Source organism: Streptomyces sp. SS7 (assembly GCF_037993025.1).
GTDB lineage: Bacteria > Actinomycetota > Actinomycetes > Streptomycetales > Streptomycetaceae > Streptomyces.
Genome location: NZ_CP141223.1, coordinates 7,745,726 through 7,767,091 on the forward strand (window position 1 = coordinate 7,745,726; position 21,366 = coordinate 7,767,091).

Here is a 21,366-nt window from a genome sequence, read left to right on the forward strand (position 1 = left end):
CCGTTCGGGGGCGCCCGACCCCTCTGACCTGGCGTTCGGCGGGGGATGCGAGACGCGCCACATGCCCGCCGCACAGCGCCCGGGGACAAAGCCGCAGTTCAGGGCGCCTGCCCCCTGACGTACCGTCATGCACACCTGCGCATCCAGTAATCTCACTGCACTTCACTCTTCCGGCGGGCCTGTCCGGCCGGGGCGCGAGGGGGCCCGCATGGCGCTGACGGACCGTACACAACCGTTTCTGCACGCGCTCGCCCCGCCGCTGCGCGCGGACCTGCTGAGCCTGGGCGCCGAACGCTCGTTCGCGCCGGGCGAGCACCTGATGCGGGAGAGTGAGCCCGGCCGGACCGTCGTCGTCCTGCTGGACGGCTGGTCGGCCGTCTCGATCAGCACCGGCCGCAGCTCCTACCGGCTGCTGCTGGCGCTCCGCGGACCGGGCGAACTGGTGGGTGAGATGGCCATGGCCGACGGCTCACCGCGCAGTGCCACCGTCACCGCGCTCGGGGCGGTGCGCGCGGTGGTCGTGGGCATCGGCTCGTTCCGGCGCTTCGTCTCCGTGCACCCCGAGGCCGGCGGTCTGGTCATGGCCCAGCTCGCGTCCCGGCTGCGGGGTGCCGACGAGGAGCGCCGCTCGCTCGTCTCGCTGACCGTGCTGCAGCGCCTGGCGGCCCGGCTGCTGGAGTTCGCCGAACTGTCACTGCCGGAGGGGCGCGGCCGGGAGGCGGGGGACGCGCTGCCGGTCGACCTCGCGCAGCACGACCTCGCGGACGCCGTGGGGGCGACCCGAGAGGCCGTGGCGAAGGCGCTCAGGCCGCTGCGGGACGCCGGTGCGGTACGGACCCGGCCGCGTCGCATCGAGATTCTCGACCGGACCGTGCTGGAGGTCCTGGCGGCGGGCGCGAGCCTCGATTTCTGAGCCTTGGCCGCCCCTTTGCGGTGTGTGTGCACCTGTGTGCGGAGTGTGCCGCGTTGTCACCCATTCGGGGGGCGTGCGGTAGTGAAATGGGGGTGCGTGGTGTGCGCCCCGGGCGTGCGCCCTCGGCGATGCTCCCGGTCGAGCCTCGCAATGTGTAAACGGCTACATCCAGCCCAACCGGATTCCGGAATGCTGAACCCCGTTCATGCGAGCGGGGGGCGATGCGGGTGCCGAACGGCGCTGTCTACAAGTTCTTGATGAGTGTCGACGTACGGGGATCGGGGGGCCTGTCCCATGGCGCGAAACTGCGCATGCGCCGGGATGTGTACGAGCTGACCGACCGGTCCTTCCGGGCCGTCGGCGTCGGTTCGGCGCAGATGCACCGGGAGGACCGGGGTGACGGCTTCATAGCCGCGCTCGACGCACGGGTGCCGCCCGCTCATCTGATCGGGCCGTGGCTGGCCGAGGTCCACCAGGGGCTCCGTCCCCTCAACGAGGAGCGCAGCCGGCCGCTCGGGCTGCGGGTCGCCCTGCACGTCGGTCCGGTGGAGGAGGACGACAACGGACTGGCCGGCGAGGCGATGGACCTGGTCTGCCGACTGGCCGACGCCGCCGTCACCCGGGCGGTGCTGGAGCGCTCCGGGCGGGACCTGGTGTGCGTGGCGTCCGAGCGGCTGTACCAGGACGTCATCCGGCACGGCGGGCGCTTCATCGAGCCATCCGCCTACCGCTCGGCCTCCTTGACGCTCAAGGAGGGTCCGGCCCTCGCCTGGTACCACGTGCCCGGCGAGCCCCGTCCGATGGTGCCGGGGGACGAGGGATTCGCGCCTGACCGGACGGCCGGGACGCACGGGACTGCCGGGACCGCCGGGACTGCCGGGACCGCCGGGACCGCCGGGACCGCCGGGGTGGACGGGGCGGACGAGCCGCGGGCGCCGGGCGAGCCGGACCCGGCGTACTCGGGTGACCCGGCGGACCCGGCGGACCCGGCGGACCCGGGGGACTCGGCGGGCGTCCCGGGGCGCGCTGCCCCGGAGACCCGGGAGCGGCCGGCGGCCGTCGGCACCGGCGCGGACGGTACGCCCTCGCGGGCGGGCCGGAAGGAAGCCGTCCGGGTCCCTCACCGGGGAGGGGACCCGGACGGCGAACCGGGCGCAAACTTCGACATCGACGTGGCGGAGGGCGACAACTTCGTGATCACCGACTCCGTCGTGCGCGGGGGCCACTTCGGCAGACGGGTGTCCCGCGGTCCCCGCGACGGCGACGGAGGCGCCCGATGAGCGCGGACGGCGTCGGCGGGGCGGCGGCCATGGGCCCCGTCCAGGCTCCGCAGCCGTGGGCGGCCGAGCGGGACGGGGCACGGGCGCCGGGCGGCGAACGGTACGGCGACCGCGCGTACGGCGGTGACAGGGGCGCGGAGCATTACGGCGACCGTGACCACCGGTCGGACCGGGACGACCGCGACAGGGACCGGGACCGCGACAGGGACCGGGACCGGGACAGGGACCGCGACGGCCGTGGCGAGCGGGACGACGGGGGCGTCGGCGAGGACGGCGGGCGGGGCGGCCGGGACGAGCGGTCCGACGACACCGGCGGCGAGGACGAGGCCGACCGGCGGGCGCGGGCGGCATGGGAGGAACGGCAGCAGCGGGAGGGCGAGCGCTTCCGGGAGGCCATGCAGGACCCGCTCGCCGCGGACGGCGCCGCCGGGAGCACCCGGGCCGCCAACCGCGCCCGCTCCGAGGGGCGGGCCCGGTTCAGCATCCGTGGCAACAGCAGCGTGTTCGACCGGACCCGCTTCGGCCACGCCCACTTCGGCAACGTCTACATGGGCGGCGACGACAGCGGCTCGGCCGTCCTGGGCGAGGTCCCGGAGGCGGAACTGCGCCGTCTGAGCCTGACCTACCGCGCCCCCGACGGCTACCAGCTCCTGAAGGACGCGCTGCGTGAGCGCCGGGTACTGGTCCTCGTCGGGCCGCCCGGCACCGGACGCCGTACCACCGCGCTGTGCCTGCTGGAGGAACTGACCGGCGCCGGCGACGACGTCAAGGACCCGGACCCGGACGCAGACGCAGACGCCGACGGCGAGGGCGACGGCGAGGGCGACGACGGCGATTTCGCTCCCGGCCGGGTGACCCGGCTGGACGTGTCCTCGCTGGGCCGCATCCTCCGCGACCCGGCCAGGGTCGCCCGGCGGGTCGCGCGCGGTGGCGGTTTCGTCCTCCACCTGCCGGACCTGCCCGGTGACTGGTCCCCGCCCGGCGAGGCCCACCTGGGTGCCCTCGCCGCGGCCCTGGCCCGACGGGACGCCTACGCGGTCCTGGTCGCCTCCCCGTCCACCCCGGCCGGCGCCCTGCTCACCGGACGGCATGCCCTGCGCTGTCCCGCGCCCCCCGCCGGGGAACTGCTGTCCTGGCATCTGACCCGGCGGCTCGCGGACGCCGACGACGCGGGCCCGGACGCGCTGGACCGGGGAGAACGCATCCTGCGCCATCCGGCCCTGCGGCAGGCGCTGGGCATCCCGACGGCCCGGCTCCGCCCGGCCGAGACCGACGCGCTGGCGGCGCTGCTCGTACGTCACCTGCGGGGCGACCTGAGCCGGCCCGAACTCCTCGACCGGTGCGGCGACCTGGTGCGAGGTCAGGTCCGGGTCTGGTTCGCCGACGCCCGTCACCGGCCCGTCGTCACGGACACCGGCGAGCCGGGCCGGCCCGGCCGGGAGACGGCCGACGACGCGACCCGCGTCCTGCTGCGGCACCTGGCCTTCCGGGTCGCGCTGGCCGTCCTGGACGGCGAGGCCTTCAGCGCGGTGGCCGACGCGGCCGACCGGCTGACCCGGGAACTGCTGTCCGCCCGGATGCCCGGACGGGACCACGGACGCCCGGTGTTCGCCGAGGACTGGGACGGCGTGCTCGCGGCGAGCCGCGCCGAGTTCGGGGAGGCCGAGGACGAGAGCCTGGCCGGGGTGCCGCTGCCGGTCCGCACGGTGCACTACCAGGGACCGGCGTTCGCGGGCGCCGTGCTCGCCGAGGTCTGGCAGAGCCACCACGCGGCCCGAGCACCCGTCGTGCGCTGGCTGCGCGCCCTCGCGGACGACCCCCGGCCGCAGGTCTGGGTCCGCGCCGCCCTCGCCGCCGGCGAACTGTGCAGCGCGGACCCGGGGTACGGCTTCGCCGAACTGGTCGCCCCGCTCGCCTCCGCGCGCTCCCCGCGCCGGCGCTACGCGGCCGCCACGGCACTGGACCAGGCCGGGCGGCGCGAGCCGTACCGTACGGCCGTCCGGGGCGTCGTGGACGAGTGGGCGCACGGGGACGCGGCCGGCCCGCGCTGGACCGCCGCCCTGGTCCTGGGGCACGGCCGGGCCGAACCGGACACCCGCGCGGCGGTGGAACTGCTCGGCCGGCTCGGCACCCGGGACGACGGCGCCCACCTCCAGGTCGCCTCGTACGCCCTGACCCGGCTGGCCGCCGGCAGCAGGGCCGCCGAGGCGCTGACGCTGCTGGGAGAGTGGGCGGGCGAGATCACCGGGGACCGCCGTGACCTCGCGCTGCTGACGGGCGTACGGCTGTGCACGGCCCGCTGCGACGACTACTGGGAACCCGAGACCTCCGACGACGACACCCCGGACGACCGGGGCGGTCACCGGGGCGAGGGGGGCGCGGGCGGCACGGGGGAGCCGGCCGGCCGGACCCCGGCGCGGGCGGCCCGGCGCCCCGGCCGGGTGGGCGCGGAGACGGTGGCCGGTCCCGCTTCGGCGGTGCGCATGCCGGGGCTGTGGCAGCCGGTCCCGACCCGGCCCGCCGTGCCCCGCGCCGACACCGCGGCCGTCGACGAGGGGATGGGCCTGCGCCGCGACTGGCCGTTGGCGCTCGCGCTCGCGGTCACCGTCCCGGAGGCCGCCGGGCCGTTGGCCGGGCTGCTCTGGCGGGTCTTCGACGGTCATCTCTCCGGCGAGCGCGCCCTGGACGGACTGTGCGCATGGCTGCGCGCGGCGGAACAGGACGCGGCGGTGACCGCCGACGGCCGCCGGACCTATGTGTTCGACCGGGACCGGCCACCGCCGGGCGAGCGGCCGGACGAGGCGGCGGGCGAACTGCTGCGGGCGCTGGTGTGGTTCCTCCCGGTGCTCGTACGCGAGGAACGGGACTGGCAGCGGCTCGGCTGGGCCCTGGAGGCGATGGCCGCCGACCCGGGGGAACCGATGGACGAACGCTTCGTGGGCCATGTGCTCGACACGGTGGGGGCAGGCCTGCGGGCCGCAGGAAGGGAGCAGCGGTGATCGAGAACGGGCAGCCGGAGAGGGGCGGCCTTCCCGAGAACATCACGGGACCGTATCTGCGCGAACGGGTGCTGCAGGGGGCGAGGTTCCGGCACACCAGCGCCGAGATCGCCTCGGTCGTCTACTACGAGGGGGGCGGCTGCAGCCTGGTGACCTCGAAGGGCACCGAGCAGCTCGTGCCCCGGCGCTTCTACGCCCGGCCCGTCAGCGTCTGCGAGATAGCGCGGGGACGCCACACGACCGTCTTCAGCCTCGACCTGCCGGCGGCGGACGCCGCCTCCTGCTTCCGCACGAAGGTCACGCTGCGGTGGGAGGTGACGGACTTCCAACTCGTCGCGGAGAAACGCCTGTCCAGCATCGAGCGGGACCTCGGGCCGGAGATCGTCTCCCGGCTGCGGCAGGTCTCCGGACGGTTCGCGGTGGAGGACGCGCAGCGCGCCAACCAGGCCATCCTCGCGGAGACCGAGGCCGGGCGCTGGGCCGACCTCGGGGCCGACGCGGGCCTGCTCACGCAGATGTTCGTGGAGGTGAGCACCGACCAGATCCGGCTCGACCAGGTGGCGGAGGCCCGTAAGCAGACCGCGCAACAGGAGGAAGTGGCGCGCAGGTTCGCGGCCTGCTCCCGGCTGACGACCGGTTCGGCGGAGGACCGGCTCACCTACCTGATGGCCGTGGGCGGCAAGGAGGACGTGGCCGACGTGATCGCCATGATGCGCGAGGACGAGGCCCAGGGCCGCCGCGAGACGCAGGAGTTCTTCCTGCGGATGCTGCAGCAGGGCCGGATCACCAGCCCCGAGCTGGAAGGGTTCCTGCGCACCAGGGTGCTCGCCTCGATGGCCCCCGGCGGCTTCACCCCGCCCGTCGTTCCCCCGCCCGCCGTTCCCGCCCCCTTCGTCCCGGCGCCGCGGGAACTCCCGATGCGGGAGCCCGAACCGCGGCACGGTCCGGAGGATCGGGACGCCGAGCCACCACGCGCACGCGTACCGGACGCACGGAACACGGCGGACACACCGAACACACCGGACACACCGAACACCGCGTATCCGCCGGAGGCGTACGAGCCCGAGGTGTACGAGCCCGCGCCGTACGAACCACCGGTCTACCACCCGGAGCCGTACCGTCCGGACCCCGAGCCGTATCGTCCGGCGCCGTACGACCGGCCCTCGTACGGCGACCGGCCCTCGTACGACGACTGGCCCTCCTACGACGACCGGGGCGCCGCCGACCGCGGTGCCCGTCGACGCAGGCGGGACGACGACTACTGGGACACCGCTCCGGAGCCGCCGGACGGCGGGGGACAGAGCGCCCGGTGACCGGGGGGCCGGACTCGGCCGGTGAGCCGGACGCGCAGTTCGTGGCCGCGCGGCTGCTGGCGGTGATCAGGGAGGACGCCGGACGGGCCGACGCCAAGGCGTCGTTCCTGCTGACACTCGTGATCGCGCTGCCCACCGTGCTGCTGGGCATCACCGGCCTGCCGCACGGGCGGGCGCCGGCCGCCCCGGTGCTGTTCGTCCTCGGGCTCGCCGGATGGCTGGCGGGGGCCGGCGCGCTGGTCCGCGTGGTCCTGCCGCGCAGCCGCACCCGGCGCAGCGGACCGGGCCTCACCTACTACGTCGACGTCCTGGCCCTGCACGAGGACGGCGGCATGGAGGGGATCAGGGCGGCGGCGGTGCGGGCGGGGCGCGATCCGGCGGTCTGGCTGCTGACGCAGGCGGTCGACATCAGCGTCATCCTCGCCGAGAAGTACCGCTGGATCAGGTGGGGGGTCCTCTGGGTCCTCGGGGGCCTGGCCTGCGCCACGGCGGGACTCCTGACCGGCTGACCGGCTGACCGGCGCACGGCAGCGCACGGCAGCGCACAGAACAGGGCACTTTCAGAAGGCGAAGTGGGGACCGTGGGGAAACTATTCATCAGTCATGTCCGTAATGTGAAGAAATGCGCAAGACGTCAGGTCGGCCGAGGCGCCACCGCGCTGCTCGCGGCGATGCTGCTGGCCGGTACCGCCGCCGTGGGGCAGGCGCCGGGGGCGGCCCGCGCGGCCGCCCCCGACACACCGGACCCGATCAGCCTGGCCGTGGCGGTCGACGAGTCCAGCAGCCTGAGCGGCCCCGACGTGGAACGCGAGCGGGACGCCGCCCAGCGCATCGCGCTGAGCGAGATATCCCCCGCCTCGCGGCTGACCGTGTTCGGCTTCGCCAGCGCGGACGACGACGCGCAGCAGGCCGTCGACGAGGTGTGCCCGACGACGGCTCTGAGCGAGGTCGCCCGTGAGAAGCTCGGCGCCTGCGTCGGCAGACTCGACCGGCGACGCCCGGGGCAGGGCACCGGCACCGACTTCCCGGCCGCCATCCGGCAGGGCATCGTCCGTCTCTCCGAGGGGGACGGCTCCGCGCCGCGCATCCTCTTCCTGCTCACCGACGGCGTCCTGGACGTCAGCAGCAGCAAGGCCTACGGCGACGACAAGCGCAGCAGGCAGGCCAACGGCAGGCGTGAGCTGACGCGGGCCCTCGCCGAGGCCCGGGCGGCCCAGGTGCAGATCTGGCCGCTCGGCTTCGGTGACGTCGACGCGGCCGGCCTGCGCGAGATGGCGGCCGGCGGCTACCAGGGCGCCTGCGTCGACCTGCCCCGGGCCAAGCCCGCCTCCCGGACCGTCGAGGACTCCGCGGCCCTGGGCGACGCGGTCCACAAGGCGTTCGCCAGCGCCCGCTGCCTCATCTCCGACCCCACCCACCAGGACACCCCGCCCGCCACGTTCCGGCTGCGGATCTCCCCGCTGGCCACCCTGGCCACCATCGTGGTCTCCAAGGGCGACCCGGAGGTCAGGGTGCGCATCCGCGCCCCGGGCGGCAAGGAGATCGACGGCAGCGGCGACGACGGCCTCTCGTCCTACGAACTCACCGGCACCGACCAGGAGGTGGAGTCGCTGCGCATCGTGGCGCCCCGCCCCGGCACCTGGACCGTGAACCTGACCGCACCTGAGGGCCACCGGGGAAAGCTCGCCAGCGTGGGCGTGCAGTGGCGCGGCGCGCTGCGGTCGTCGATCGTCATGACTCCCGCGTCCCCGCGGGCCGGTGAGCGGGCCACCGTGGGCCTCCAGCTCCAGACCTGGAACAACCGGCCGGTCGCCGACCCCGCCGACCTCGAGGTGCTCAAGGTGTCGGCGTCGCTGGAGGGCGACGGCTTCACCCGGCAGGCCGTCCGGCTCTCCGACGACGGGCAGGACGAGGACACGCGGGCGGGCGACGGCCGGTTCACCGGCACCGTCACCATCCCGTCGACGGCGAAGGGCTCGCTCAAGGTGACCGGCGTGCTCACCGCCCTCGGACTCACCGCCGACCACCGGCCCTTCGTGACCGGTGTGACGCCCGTCAACCCGGACGTACAGGCCCACCTGGGTGTCTCCGACGCGACCGTGCATCCGGGCGGCCGGGTATCCGTCACCCTCAAGGCGTCCGACGACTCCACCACCGCGCGCACGCTGCGCCTGGCCCTGGAGGACACCACCCACGGCGACCTGACGGTGACTCCGGCGCGGGTGCGCCTCACCCCCGGGCAGACCCGGACCGTGCGGGCCGAGGTGCGCGTCGGACCCGAGGTGTCCCCCGGCCGGCTCTCCGCCAAGATCGTGGTCTACGACACGGCGCGCTCCGCGCGGGTGCTGGACGCCCGCCTGGTGAGCGTACGGGTCACGCCCGAGCCGACCTGGCCGCAGAAGCACTGGGTCCTGCTGCTCGCCCTCGGTCTGCTGCTGGCGGCCGGCGCCGCGTTCGCCGGCTGGCGGGTGCTGGAGTCGCGGCGCGTCCACGACGTGCGCGGGCTGGTCCTCACCCTCCTCGTCCCGGGCGGGGAGGGCCGGCAGGACCGCTCCGTCAGCACCATCACGGTGAAGACGAGCGGTCCGGAGTACTGCTTCGCCGTACTCCCCGGCCAGGGCGGCGACCCCCGGCTGGTGCCGGACCGGCGGGGTCCGTACGCGGTACGGCGGGACGCCCAGCGCATGGCGCTGCTGCGCACGCCCGGGAAGAGCTCCGGCACCCGCGTCGACCACGGCAGGAGCGCACCGCTCTCCGACGGCCTGCTCCTGAGGATCGACTCGGCCGGCAGCCGGACGGCTCGCACCGGGGGGACCGGCCGCACCGGGGCGACGGGCGGGACCCCGCGACGGCCGGCCGGCACCGGCGGCCGCTGGCCGTTCGCCCGGCAGGCCGGGTCCGGCCCGTCGGCATCCCGGCCGCCCCGCCGGGGCGAGGACACCCCGGCGTCCCACCGCACCGACCGCGTACCCGCGTCCGGAGCGGAGCGCCCCTACGACCCCGACCTGTGACCGGCGCGGCGGGGCCCGGCCACCGCGCCGGTCACCGGCCGGCCACCACGGCCCCGCCGCCCTCACCCGGCGTCACACCACTCACGCCCCGTCCCAGCACTCACGCTCCGTCACACCACCCACGCTCGATCGCACCACTCACCCCCACCACACCCCGGCCCCCAGCAGGGACCGGGCCACGCAGACACGCTGCCGGGCAGGCGACCGCCCGGGCAGAGGGGATCGCACGATGAAGATATTCCAGCCGATGCTGTTCGTCGGCCTGGGCGGCACGGGAGGCCTGGTAGGGGCCGAACTCGAGCGTCGCCTGCGCGCCGAACTCTGCGGGCCCGACGGCACCGCCCTCACCGGCGACGGCCGCCGGCTCCCGCACCAGCTGCCGGACTGCGTCCAGTTCGTGTACGCCGACTACAGCGAGGCGGAACTCGCCAAACTGCCGCACCTCAGCGCCGACCCGGCGCTGCGGCCGGCGTACTCCCGCACCGCGCGCGCCACCCACGACCTGCTGCCCGCCGAGTTCGACAGCTCTCCCGAGGTCACCCAGATGCTCCGGGCCGAGCTGCGCACGGAGGTCAGCGGCTGGCTGCCGCCGGTGGACGACGAACCCAAGGTCACCCCGCTGCGCAGCGGCGCCGGGCAACTGCCCACCGTCGGCCGGGCCGCGCTGTTCGCCACCCTGCGCGAGGGACCGGCGCCCGTGCTGGAACCGCTGCGCCGCGCCATCGACGCGATCGGCCTGTCCGGCGGTGAACTCAGCGAACTGGGCGGCGGACCGCTCAGCGGCTGCGACGTGTTCGTCGCCTTCTCCGTGGCGGGCGGCACCGGCGCCGGGATCTTCCTGGACTACCTGTACCTGATCGGGCACGTCTTCCGGGAGAAGGGCCTGCCCGCCCGGATCTACCCGCTGGTGGTCATGCCCAAGGCCTTCCCACCGGGCAAGGGCGGCGGCCGCCGGGCCGAACTCAACGCCGCCCGCGCCGTGGTGGACCTGTCCCGCCTGGTGGACGAGCAGAACGTCCCCGACGCCAAGGCCAACCTGGGCGACACCGGCCGCCCCGACCCGACGGCCATGCGCTATCCCCAGATGCACCCGGTCCGGCTGCGCACCGGCACCGTACCGACGGCCTTCCTCTTCAGTCCCACCGCCGGCATCCGCCCCGACGACCTGCGCCGGTCCATGGTCTCGCTGGTCCTGTCCCTGATCGGCACCGACCTCGGCGACACCGGCAAGGGCACCGACCACGACGACCAGACGTTCGCCTCGAACTTCATCAACGGGGAGGTGGACCGCCGGACCCGCTCCGCCACCGGCATCGGCCACCGGGGCATCTCCACCAGCCTGGTCGCCGCCATGACCTCCCCGCTCGACGAACTCGCCGAACTGGTCGCGGCCCGGATGCTCGCCCTGGCGGTCCGTCGGCTCTCCGACCCGCAGGCGCACGCCTCGCTGGACATCCGCCCCCTGATGCAGGAGATGTTCACCGCGGCCGGGATCGCCCCGGTCTGGCGCCGGGAGGCGCTGCCCGCACCCGAACCCGACCCCGTGCCCAAGGGCACCTCGGAGATCCAGCAGGCGCTGCGCATCCGGCTGGAGGAGATGCAGCGGCTGCTCGACGAACTGGAGACCCGCCTCCAGCGGCAGATGCCCGCGCTGGCGGACGCCTTCGTGCCCCGGGTGGCCGCGGAGCAGATGCTGCGCAAGGTCGACCTGCTGAGCCTGGAGGCCGTCGTCAAGGGCGTGCCCGGCCAGCCCGGCGCCGTCGGCCTCGGCTTCCTGGGGATGCTGGAGAACCGCCGCCAGGAACCGTCCCGCCCGGACGGCGTCGAGATCCAGCCGCCCTCCGTGCCCCGCATCCACCGACGGGCCGGCGGCCTGTCCCGGGCCCGCTGGGGCGACGAGGAGGTGCTCGCCGCCCTCGCCGAACAGGACCGCTGGTACGAGTGGCGGGCCAAGGACATCTGGAACCGTGCCTGGGACCGCCAGGAGCCGCGCTGGCGCCGGGCGGCGGAGGAGCTCCGGCACGAGATCGGTCAGCTCGTCGAGGCCTTCGACAAGCACCTGGAGGAGGAACCGCGGGCCTGGGCCGCCGGTCTGAAGGAGCTGTACGACGACCGGGCCGGCGTCTCCTACCTGCTCCCGCCGCAGAGCAGCCTGCGCGACTTCTACGAGGACCTGATCGACCGCCTCGTGGAGAGCGCCCAGCTCGGGCGCACCGGCGACGAGGCGGACCTGCTGACCCACCTGGTCTCGGCCGACCACTGGGAGGCCGCCTTCACCACCGGGCGCCGCAACCCGGCTGCCGCCGTCGCCGAGGTCAAGACCGTCCTGCAGAAGCGGGTCGAGCAGCTGTTCGCCGAGCCGGGCACCCAGCAGCGCGCCCAGCCGCTGCTGCCCGCCATGGGGACGCTGCTGTCCGCGGCCGTCGGAGACGGCCAGGCCGTCCGGCAGGTCAGCAAGCCCGCGCTGGAGCAGTTCACCTACAAGCTCGCCGGACTGCTCCCGGCCGGTTTCACCCCCGAGGGCAACGGCCCGCTGAAGGTCCTCATCACCTACCCCAGCACGCATGGCCGCCGCACCGTGGTGGAGGACTACCTGGAGAAGCGGCTGCACCTGCCCAAGGGCCGCCGCAGCATCGTCTTCCGCCCCGTCGACACGGCGTCGATCACCGTCGTGCTGTTCCGCAGCGAGATGAGCCTGACCGAGGTGCCCGGCGCCCGGGAGGTCATGCGCCAGTGGGCCCGTGCGCAGGAGAGCCGCCGGGACGACGACGCCCTGCGCTGGCGGCAGCGGCTCGGCTACCAGGACCCCTGGCTGGCCAGCACCGCCGACGACCGCAGACACATCCTGCAGCGGCTGCTCTGCGTCATCTGGAACGGCCGGGTCGACGTCCAGGGCGACCCGGCGTCCCCGCGGCGCGTGACGCTGCGGCTGCACGACGAGATGGGCCCCGAGGTCCCCGGTCTGACCCTCCGGCTGGACGACTACCGCGACGGGGTGTCGAGCTGGGCGAGCCTGCTGCGCGCCTACGAGCGCTGGGCGCTGCTGGAGGAGGACGCGGTCGTCGGATCGTACTGCCGGGTCCTCATGGACACCCTGCCCGCCGGTCTCGGCACCTCCGGCAGCCGCCCCTCGCCGCTCTACCTGAAACTGGTCCACGAGGTGGCGCCGCACCAGCTGTCCCTGCTGGCCGAGCGGGAGCGGATGTACGGCGGCCGTATCGCCGAATGGCTGCGCCCCCTGCGGGAGTTCTGGTCCGTGGCCCTGCCCGGCGCCCTCGACCTCGCGTTCCCCAACGAGCAGCGCGCGGTGCAGTCGACGCTGCGGGGGCTGGAGGAGTGGACCCGTATCGGCCCGGTGCCCTCGCCCCGGCGCGAGGACCCGCCCGCAACCCGTCCGTCCCACGGCGCCCCGCCGCGCGGCGCCGGCCCGGCCCCCTCGCCGTGGCACGGCCCGGCGACCGCCGAGACGGTCGCCAACGGCACCCTTCACTGGCCCGGAGCCACATCCGGCGGACCGGGCACCCCGCCCGCCGGCCCCGCTCCCTCGCGTACGGCCGCCCACGGCCCGGCCGGGTGGTCGGGCGCAGGCGGACCCGGTTCGCCGGGCACGGCCGCCCACGGTGCGGCCGGGTGGTCGGGCGCAGGCGGACCGGGTTCGTCCGGTACGGCGGCCGACGGCGCTCCCGGATGGTCCGGCGCCGGTGCCGGACACCCCACGCCGGCGGCGAACGGCGTCGATCACTCCGCCCCGGGGGCGAACGGCGCGCACCGCACGGCCGAGGGCTCCGCGTACCCGGGCCCCGGCTCCGCCCCCGGCGCCCCGGCCGACGGGGCACCGCCCCCCTGGCCCGGCGGGGGAGCGGCCCACGTGCCCACCGCCGGCCGCACCGTCCCCGTCACCGAGCAGCCCACCGGCTACCCGCCCTACCCGGACCGCGCGCCCGCGGACGCCCCCTGGCCCGGCGGCGACGCCTCGGTGCCGTGGGGGATCGCCGACGGCGACGGCCAGGACGAATGGGACGACGCGGGCGAGCACGACCCCTGGAAGGGAGACCCCCGGTGAACGACGCGAGGCCCGAGGACGGCGTGGCCGTCCTCGATCTGCGGCCGCCGCCGGGCCGTCCCGCCGACCCCGCCGCCACCGACCGCGCCCTGCGCGAACAGCTCGGCCGTGCCCGCCCGGGCGGCCACGGCCCCCGCCGCCTCCTCCTCCTGGACACGGCGGAGGGCCTGACCGCCCACACCGAGCTGTACGAACGCGTCATGGCGTATCCGGCCCGGACCGCGCCGCGCGTGCTGTGCGTGGTCGTCGGGGACCCCGCCCCCACCCCCGTCCCCGGCCGCCGGCTGCGGGTGCCGACCGTGCTGCGCACCGCCGGCGCCGGGGTGCTGTGGGTCTCCGACCCGCAGTGCGGCGCGGAGGAGGGGCACGACCGCCCCCTGGGCGACGAGGCCGCCGTAACGCTGCTCGTCGAACTGCTGGGCCCGCCGGAGCTCTTCGACGAGGTGCTGGAAGCCGTCCTGGGCTGTCCGTCCGCGACCGCCGCACTGTCCGCCCGGGTCCTCGCCTACGACCTTCCGGCCGACGCCCGCGACCGGGCCTGGCACGCGGCACTCGCCCGGTTCGCCGGCGACCCCGCCGCCCGGCCCCCGGCCGACGGGGCCGACCTGGCGCCCGCCGAGCTGCCCAGGCCCCTGGCCGAACTGCTGTCGGCCGCCCCGGGCGGGTCCGCCGACCGGCTGCTGCGCCCCGGCGGGCCCGCCGCGGCCGAACGCGACGCCTGCGCCGACGCCCTGGCCGCCGCCGACGCGGCATGGTCGGACCTGGCCCGGCCGGTCGCGCTGCTGACCGGCGGTGCCACCGCGCAGGCCCTGCCCCGTGCGCTGGAGGACGCCTCGCACGCCCTGCGCCGCTACCGCGAGGTCGTCGCGCGCGTCCTCCGCGAGGGAGGGGCGCCCGGCGTGCCGCCCGCCGAGTCCGCCGCCGTCCTCGACCGGCTGGGCATCACACCGCCGGCCGCCGCGCGCTCCACGGCACCGTCGGCCCAGAGCACCGAGGAGGAACTCGGCACCTTCACCCTCGGTCTGCTCTCCCGGGGCCTGGCCCTGCACACGGTCGCGGGCCGGCTCACCTCGCTGTCCGAACGGGTCGCCCCCGTACCGGCCGCGGGCCTCGCCGCCCGGCTGGACCGGCGCCCGCCCGACGACCCCGCCGGGGCCGTCGGGGGCATCGCGGTCATCGGGGCCGCCGGGGCCGCCGGGGCCGTCGGGGTCGACCATCCGTTCCACGCCTCCTCCGCCGGCCCCGGCCGGCTCGCCGGCGTCGCGGCGCTCGTCGCCCTGGCCGGGGCGGTGCGCTGGCCGGGCACCCTGCTGGCGCTGCTGCCCGTGCTGGTGCTGCTGGCGGGTGGTGCCCTGGCCGCCGCCCGGCGGCCGAAAGCGGCCGTACGCGGCCCGATCAGGCAGTACGCCGTCCCCCGGGCGGTGTCCGCCGCGGTGGGCGCCGTCGGCGGGTTCTTGCTGGGGCGGGCACTGGACCCGCCCCTGTGGGCGGGCGTCGTCGGGGCGGCGGTGGCGGCACTGGTCTGCGCCGTACTGTGCTGCGTCGACTGGGTGCGGGGCGTCGACGACTGGTGCGAGCGCTCCGGACTCGCCGTCCTGCGCGAAGAGCTGGACCGGGTGGACTCGGTGCTGGCCGAGGCGATGCGGCAGCAGTGGTGGGCCGCCGACGAACGCACCCGGTGCGCCGACTCCGCCCGCGCCCTGGCCGTGGTGCTGCGCCGCAGCGCCGCCGACGCCCACGACGGCCGTACCGCCCCCGGCGCCCGCGTCCCCGGCCTCGCCGGGCCGCCGGACGCCCCGGAGACCGCCGTACGGCACGACGACGGCTGGACCGGCGAGGCATGGCCGGACGACGACTGGTCCGAGGGTCCGTGGCACGAGGACACGGCGGGCGCGGGAGACGCCGACCCCTGGCCGGCGGACGGTCCCCGGGAGGAGCCGGTATCGGACTCCCCGCACGGCACCTGGGAACCCGCCCCCGGCGACGACCGGCCCGCGGTCCCCGGGACACCGCCCTGGCTGGTGCACACCAGCGCCGACGGCGGCCCGGAGCTGCTGCCCACGCTGGTCGCCGACCTCGCGGACGCCACCGTCGACGCCCTCCGCCGGTTCTGGGGCGTCGCGGCACCGGCTCCGGCCGGGCACCGGCACGCCGACACCCTCACGCACGCCGTCCGTGACGGTTTCGGCACCGCCCGCCGTCATCTGGAGCTCTGCGGGGTGATGGCGGCGCCGCCCTTCACCCGGCCCGGCCGGGGACGCGGCGACGCCATGGCCCTGCTGGGCAGCGGCATCATGCCCGTGCGGGAGGCACTGGCCCCCGAGGCCGCCGACCGGCTGCGGTCGTTGTGCTCGCCCGCCCAGCTGCCGCTGCTCAGCCGCGATCCGGCGGCCATGCGGGTCATCCGCTTCGCGCCGCGCGCGGTGCGCACCGCGCTGGGGACGGCCCCCGTGGCCGAGTCCGACGACGCCGTGTGGATGTCGTCCGGCCGTCTCGTCGGCGCGATCAGAGTGACCGCCCTGCGCCCGGGCGCGGTCGAGACGGTACGAGTCCGGGTCCGCCCCCCGGACGAGGCGGTGGACGACGCGGTGGACGACGTGGGGGACAGGGCCGACAGCGGCCTGTCGCACGGTGACAGTGGGGGAGCCTCATGGTGAACGACCGACACCCTGGACCGCAGGGCAGCAGCCCCGGCACACCGGCCGACGCCGACCGGTCGCCGGCCGCCGGTGAGTTCGGCGAACTGACCATGGTCTCGGCCCAGGGCGCCCCGATGCGGGTCAAGGCCCGCTTCGGCGCCGACCTGCCGCGCATGGTCCGCCCGCCCGCCGTGGGCCGGCGGGTGCAGCTCACGGACGACCGGTCCGGCCTGCAGGTCCGGCTGCCCGAGACCGAGCTGGGCAACGACGCGGCACAGACCGGGATGGAGGCCGAGATCGCCGCCGCCCTCACCCTGCACCGCGCCTACTCCGGAACCCGCTACAGCGGCCTGTTCCCGGTGCCGGTCGGCCACGACGTCAACGCCGCGGAGCCCTTCATCGTCTACGCCGCCCCCCGGGGCTCCTCCGTCGCCGCCCTCGCCCAGGGCGTGTCCACCAGCCAGCAGCGCGTCATCGAACGCGATCTCGTGCTCGCCGTACGGCTCATGGAGGCCGTGGGCCTGGTCCACCAGGGGATCGTCCCGGCCGCCGTGCGCTGGGACGAGCACGGCATCCAGCTCTGGGACCTCGGTTCCGTCACCCGACTCGGCCTCCCCCGCAGACCCTGCGGCATCCCGCCCTACGCCTCCCCCGAACAGCGGGCCGGCGAGGGCCTCACGGACGCCCGCGACGCGCTGTGGAGCGTGGGGCAGGTGATGCACCAGCTGGTCACCGGCCGCCCCGGGCATCCCGACGGACCCTCCGCGGACCTCACGGCCCACCCCTCGCTCGCCCAGACGCTCGCACCGGTCTTCGCCCCCCGGGCCGCCGACCGGCCGCTGCCCGGCCAGCTGCTGCACGTCCTCATGCCCGGCGCCGGAGCCGACGTCCCCGCCGCGGGCAAGCCGGATCCCCTCGACCCCTACCGGCGCGACTTCGACACGGCGTTGCGCCGCAAACGCGCCTCCCTGCGCCGTACGCCGCCGCCACCCGTCGTCCCGCCCCCGCAGGAGCCCCCGTGGCACGCGTCGGCACCGGAGACCGCCGACGACCGCTCGACAGGCCCGACCGGCTCGTCGGGCCCCGACGGCCCGCTCGGCCCGCTCGGTCCGCTCGGTCCGGCCGATCCCTCCGCTTCGGCCGCTTCGGCCGCGGACGACAGCACCTGGTTCTACGGCGGCAGCACGACCGCACAGGATCCCGAAACCGCAGGTACCGAAAGGGGTGGCTACCGGTGAGCCCCTTCATGTCCGACTCCTCGGCACGCGACATGCTCTGCCCCTACTGCCTGGAGATCGTCTCCTACGACGAACGCCACCTGTTCGTGCGGGACGACCGCCAGCAGTACCAGAGCCTGGACCTGAGCGGCCAGACCAGCCCGCTGCGCCGGGCCGACACCCTGCGCTCGGCCTACCAGCGCTGCCGCAACACCGACGGGGTGACCCCCCACTACATCCCCGTCCCCTACCTCACCAACGGCAGCCCGCTCACGGTGGCGATGGTCGGCGACTCCGCGACCGGCAAGACCCATCTGCTCACCCAGATGATCGGTGAGATCACCGACGGCGGCCTGGAGCAGTACGGGATCACCTGGCAGTCCGTGAACCCCCAGGACCACCGGGAGTTCATGGAGGAGCAGGTCGACGTACTGCGCTCCGGCATCATGCTGGAGCACACCCCGCAGCTGGAGACCTCCGCGACCTTCGAGGAGGCGCTGCTGCTCACCGGGGTGGACGGCAGGACCCGCCCGCTCGCCTTCTTCGACCTCAGCGGGGAAGACCTGCGGCGCACGGACGCGCTGCTGCGCTTCATGCTGGGCGTGGACGCGCTGATCTTCGTCGTCGACCCGCTGCGCGCGCTGCCCCACGCCCAGCTCGATCCCCTGCGCGGCGCGTTCCGCTACACGCGCGGCGGCGACCCGGCCTTCCAGACCGTCCTCGACCGGCTGCCGCGCACCGGCACGTACCTCGGGGTGGCCGCCGCCGTGGTGATCAACAAGTGCGACCTGCTGCGCTTCGAACCCCCCGTGGACCGCTGGCTGTCCCAACCGGCGATGCCCCAGGTCTCCGCCGCCCGGCTGCGCGCGGAGAGCCGCGACGCCTACTCCTTCCTGCGGCACTACGCCGGACCCGCCTGGGTACGGCCGTTCGACAGCGTGCTCCGCTGCACCCTGCACTTCGCCTCCGCGACCGGCAGCCAGTACCGCGACGACCGTTTCGTGCACGGCGTCCGGCCCCGCCGGGTCCTCGAACCGCTGGTCTCGGTGCTGTCCATGTGCGGCATGCTCGGCGACACGGGTGCCGACGGCCCCGCCGAGGTGGGGATGTGAGCGACGGCAACGGCGTGGTCCACCAGATGGTGTTCCGGTGGGCGGGCAGCCGGGGTGCCGCCCGGGGCGCGGGCATCACCGCGGTGGCGTACTCGTGCGACGAGCGGGTCGCCCGCGACCTCGCGGAGCAGCGCGGCTCCGTACTGCGGGTGAAGGGGGGCGGAGAGCGCGTCAGCCTGGTCCGGCTGATCCACGGCGGCCGGGCGGTCCTGCTGCGCAGGATGCCGGAGAAGGACGGCAACAACCGCGAGAGCAACATCTGCCACGCCCTGATGGCACCGGCCGGGGCGCTGACCGCCCGCCGCTGTCTGGCCCTGGGCGCCGGCCCGTGGAAGGAGGACAAGTGGTTCGACTCGGCGCGGGGCGCCATCCCGGGTTTCGCGCTGAAGGACCTCCAGAAGCTGGCGGACCGTCGGCAGGGGCCGCTGCGGGACGGTGTGATCCTGGTCCGCGAGCCGTTGGTGCGCATGGTCGCCGAGCTGCTGCGGGAGCCGGGCGGCCGGGTGTCGGCCCGGATCGGTGAACTGGAGGCGGTGGCCGAGGCCGTCCGCCGGGAGCTGCCCTTCGGTGGTGCCGGTGGTGCCGGTGACGCCGACGGATGGCCGCCGGACCCGGCGTTGTCGGCCCTGTGGGCCCTGTGCGACATCTTCGGCGGCTGGCTCGGCCACGACGGCTGGACCTACGCCACCTACGACACCTCGGACCGGCATCCGCACCGGGTGGTCTTCGTGCCGGACTGGCGCCGCTCCCACGTCCAGGACGCGGATCTGCGCCGGATCAGGCTGACCGACGTCCAGCAGGACCACGCGGCGTTCCTCGCCCGGATGCTGGTGACCCACTACTGCGACTGGCTGGCCACCGGTTCGCTGGACAACTACCCCCGCCCGCTCGACCGCGCGGCCGACGCGGCGGCCCTGCCGGAGGAGGAGCGCTACGACCGCGTCGAAGCGGCGCTGACCGGCCGCCCCCGCCGCCCGCACCGCGCGCGGGACGACGAACGGCCGGCCCCGAACCGCGCCGCCCCGTCGGACGCGTGGGGGCCGGACGCCGAAGCGGAGGGCGAGATCTGGACGCACCGGGAGGCCTGGCAGGCGCCCCCACGGGCCCGCGACAGCCCCTACGCAGGCCCGGGAAACTTGTCCCCGTCCCCGTCCCCGTCCTTGCCCCTGCCGACCGGCTGGCACGGACGGGGAGAGCCGGCCCCGGACGCCAACGCTTCCCCACCGGGGCGGGGACCGGGCGTCGCTGGACCGTCCGGCCGCCCGGATCTCGGTGTTTCCGCAGCGGAGTCCGGTTCCGCGGAACGGGCTCCGGGACCGCCGCCGCAGATCGTCGGCTCGGTGTCCGAGGGCCTGGGACACGGGGCGGCCCCGGCGCCTGGTGCCCCTGCCGGGCTTCCCGGCGGGGCAGCGCGCGCTCCGGGCCCACCCCGAGCAGACCCACGCCGGGGCGGCCCGGCCGCCGTCGGGTTCGGCGTCGGACGTCTCTGGTCCGGTCGGGCAGGCATCTGGCGGGATCGACGGGGGACGGGGGCCTGGGGGGAGGGCCCCTGGCGGGTCTGGCTCGGAGTCGTACGTGTCCGGCCCGGTTGGTCGGGCGTCTGGCGGGACTGACGGGGGTCGGGGGCCCGGGGGGAGGCCCCCTGGCGCGTCGGGCTCGGCGTCGTACGTCCCTGGCCCGGCCGGGCATGCATCTGGCGGGGATGGCTGGGATCCCGCTTCCGCGGCGCGGGCCCCCGGCACGGTGCCGGAGATCCGCGGTACCACCCCAGCTGCTCTGGGGTCGGCCGGATCGGGCGGGACGGGCCCGACCGGGCCCGCCGTCGGCACGGCCGGGCCGGCCGTGTCCGGTGTGGGGTCCGGGGGCCGGGCCGAGAGGGGCGACGGAGGCGCGGGCCCCGGCCCGGCCCGGTCTGCCGGTGGTGGCGTGGGCCCCGGCCTGTCCGGTGTCGGTCCGGCAGCCCCCGCCGTGCCTTTCGACGGTGGCCTGCGTCCCGGTCCGTCGGGTGTTGGTCCTGCGGGCCCGGCCCCGTCTGTCGCCGGTGGCGTGCGTCCCGGTCCGTCGGGTGTTGGTCCTGCGGGCCCGGCCCCGTCTGTCGCCGGTGGCGTGCGTCCCGGTCCGTCGGGTGTTGGTCCTGCGGGCCCGGCCCCGTCTGTCGCCGGTGGCGTGCGTCCCGGTCCGTCGGGTGTTGGTCCTGCGGGCCCGGCCCCGTCTGTCGCCGGTGGCGTGCGTCCCGGCCTGTCCGGTGTCGGTCCGGCAGCCCCCGCCGTGCCTGTCGACGGTGGCCTGCGTCCCGGTCCGTCGGGTGTTGGTCCTGCGGGCCCGGCCCCGTCGGTCGATGGGGACGTGCGCCTCGGCTCGTCGGGTGCCGGTTCTGCGGGCCAGGCCGCGCCTTTCGATGGAAGCCTGCGTCCCGGCCCGTCGGGTGTGGGTCCTGCGGGCCCGGCCCGGTCTGTCGGTGAGGGCGTGGGTGCCGGCCTGTCGGGTGTCGCTCCGGCAGCCCCTGCCGTGCCCGTCGACGGTGGCCTGCGTCCCGGCCCGTCGGGTGCCGGTCCCGCGGGCCCGGCCCCGTCCGTCGAGGGCGGCCTGCGCCTCGGCCCGTCCGCCGTCGGTCCCGCGCGCCCGGCCCCGGCGTCCGGTGGGGGCGCGGGGCCCGGTCCGTCCGGTGTTGTCGGGTCTGCCGGGCCCGGCCCGGCCGTCGAGAGGGGCGCGCGCCCCGGTGGGCCCCTCGGCGAGGGTGCGGTCCTTTCCTATCCGCCCAGGCCCAGCAGCCCTCCCACCCCCGGTGGCCGGGGTGTGCGGCGGTCGCGGGAGGAGCG

11 protein-coding genes are annotated in these 21,366 nt (G+C 76.0%); all 11 read left to right on the top strand.

Features of this window, described 5'->3' with window-relative positions:
• Positions 1-208: 208 nt before the first annotated feature.
• The 11 genes from U5640_RS35580 (at position 209) to U5640_RS35630 (ending at position 20,160) form a co-directional block, all read left to right on the top strand.
• A complete protein-coding gene (locus U5640_RS35580) occupies positions 209-913 on the top strand; it encodes a Crp/Fnr family transcriptional regulator (protein ID WP_340381908.1) in 705 nt (234 codons plus the stop codon).
• Positions 914-1,170: 257 nt separating this feature from the next.
• Complete coding sequence (locus U5640_RS35585) at positions 1,171-2,193, top strand: hypothetical protein (protein ID WP_340381910.1); 1,023 nt, start codon at positions 1,171-1,173, stop codon at positions 2,191-2,193.
• A complete protein-coding gene (locus U5640_RS35590) occupies positions 2,190-5,192 on the top strand; it encodes a hypothetical protein (RefSeq protein WP_340381912.1) in 3,003 nt (1,000 codons plus the stop codon). The genes U5640_RS35585 and U5640_RS35590 overlap by 4 nt, the downstream gene beginning before the upstream one ends.
• Complete coding sequence (locus U5640_RS35595) at positions 5,189-6,505, top strand: hypothetical protein (protein WP_340381914.1); 1,317 nt, start codon at positions 5,189-5,191, stop codon at positions 6,503-6,505. The genes U5640_RS35590 and U5640_RS35595 overlap by 4 nt, the downstream gene beginning before the upstream one ends.
• Positions 6,502-7,014 (top strand): Pycsar system effector family protein, encoded by a 513-nt coding sequence (locus U5640_RS35600; protein ID WP_340381916.1) that lies wholly within the window; start codon positions 6,502-6,504, stop codon positions 7,012-7,014. Before U5640_RS35595 ends, U5640_RS35600 begins: the two co-directional genes overlap by 4 nt.
• Before the next feature lie 105 nt (positions 7,015-7,119).
• Positions 7,120-9,516, top strand: coding sequence for a vWA domain-containing protein (locus U5640_RS35605; RefSeq protein WP_340381918.1), 2,397 nt, complete (start codon positions 7,120-7,122; stop codon positions 9,514-9,516).
• Positions 9,517-9,745: 229 nt separating this feature from the next.
• Positions 9,746-13,579: a tubulin-like doman-containing protein gene (locus U5640_RS35610; protein WP_340381920.1), complete on the top strand. Its 3,834-nt coding sequence runs from the start codon at positions 9,746-9,748 to the stop codon at positions 13,577-13,579.
• The gene (locus U5640_RS35615) at positions 13,576-16,236 is read left to right on the top strand and encodes a hypothetical protein (protein WP_340381922.1); all 2,661 of its coding nucleotides are present in this window, start codon (positions 13,576-13,578) and stop codon (positions 16,234-16,236) included. Before U5640_RS35610 ends, U5640_RS35615 begins: the two co-directional genes overlap by 4 nt.
• Entirely contained in the window at positions 16,230-17,456 is a 1,227-nt protein-coding gene (locus U5640_RS35620; RefSeq protein WP_340381924.1) for a hypothetical protein, read from the top strand. The genes U5640_RS35615 and U5640_RS35620 overlap by 7 nt, the downstream gene beginning before the upstream one ends.
• On the top strand, positions 17,453-18,547 hold the full coding sequence (locus tag U5640_RS35625; RefSeq protein ID WP_340381926.1) for a hypothetical protein: 1,095 nt from the start codon (positions 17,453-17,455) through the stop codon (positions 18,545-18,547). Before U5640_RS35620 ends, U5640_RS35625 begins: the two co-directional genes overlap by 4 nt.
• Entirely contained in the window at positions 18,544-20,160 is a 1,617-nt protein-coding gene (locus U5640_RS35630; protein WP_340381928.1) for a hypothetical protein, read from the top strand. The genes U5640_RS35625 and U5640_RS35630 overlap by 4 nt, the downstream gene beginning before the upstream one ends.
• The last annotated feature ends 1,206 nt before the right edge of the window (positions 20,161-21,366 follow it).

What these genes read in the sequence shown, in the direction of transcription:
- U5640_RS35580 (WP_340381908.1), top strand. Translation starts at nt 209, where the DNA reads ATGGCGCTGACGGACCGTACACAACCGTTTCTGCACGCGCTCGCCCCG.
- U5640_RS35585 (WP_340381910.1), top strand. Translation starts at nt 1,171, where the DNA reads ATGAGTGTCGACGTACGGGGATCGGGGGGCCTGTCCCATGGCGCGAAA.
- U5640_RS35590 (WP_340381912.1), top strand. Translation starts at nt 2,190, where the DNA reads ATGAGCGCGGACGGCGTCGGCGGGGCGGCGGCCATGGGCCCCGTCCAG.
- U5640_RS35610 (WP_340381920.1), top strand. Translation starts at nt 9,746, where the DNA reads ATGAAGATATTCCAGCCGATGCTGTTCGTCGGCCTGGGCGGCACGGGA.
- U5640_RS35620 (WP_340381924.1), top strand. Translation starts at nt 16,230, where the DNA reads ATGGTGAACGACCGACACCCTGGACCGCAGGGCAGCAGCCCCGGCACA.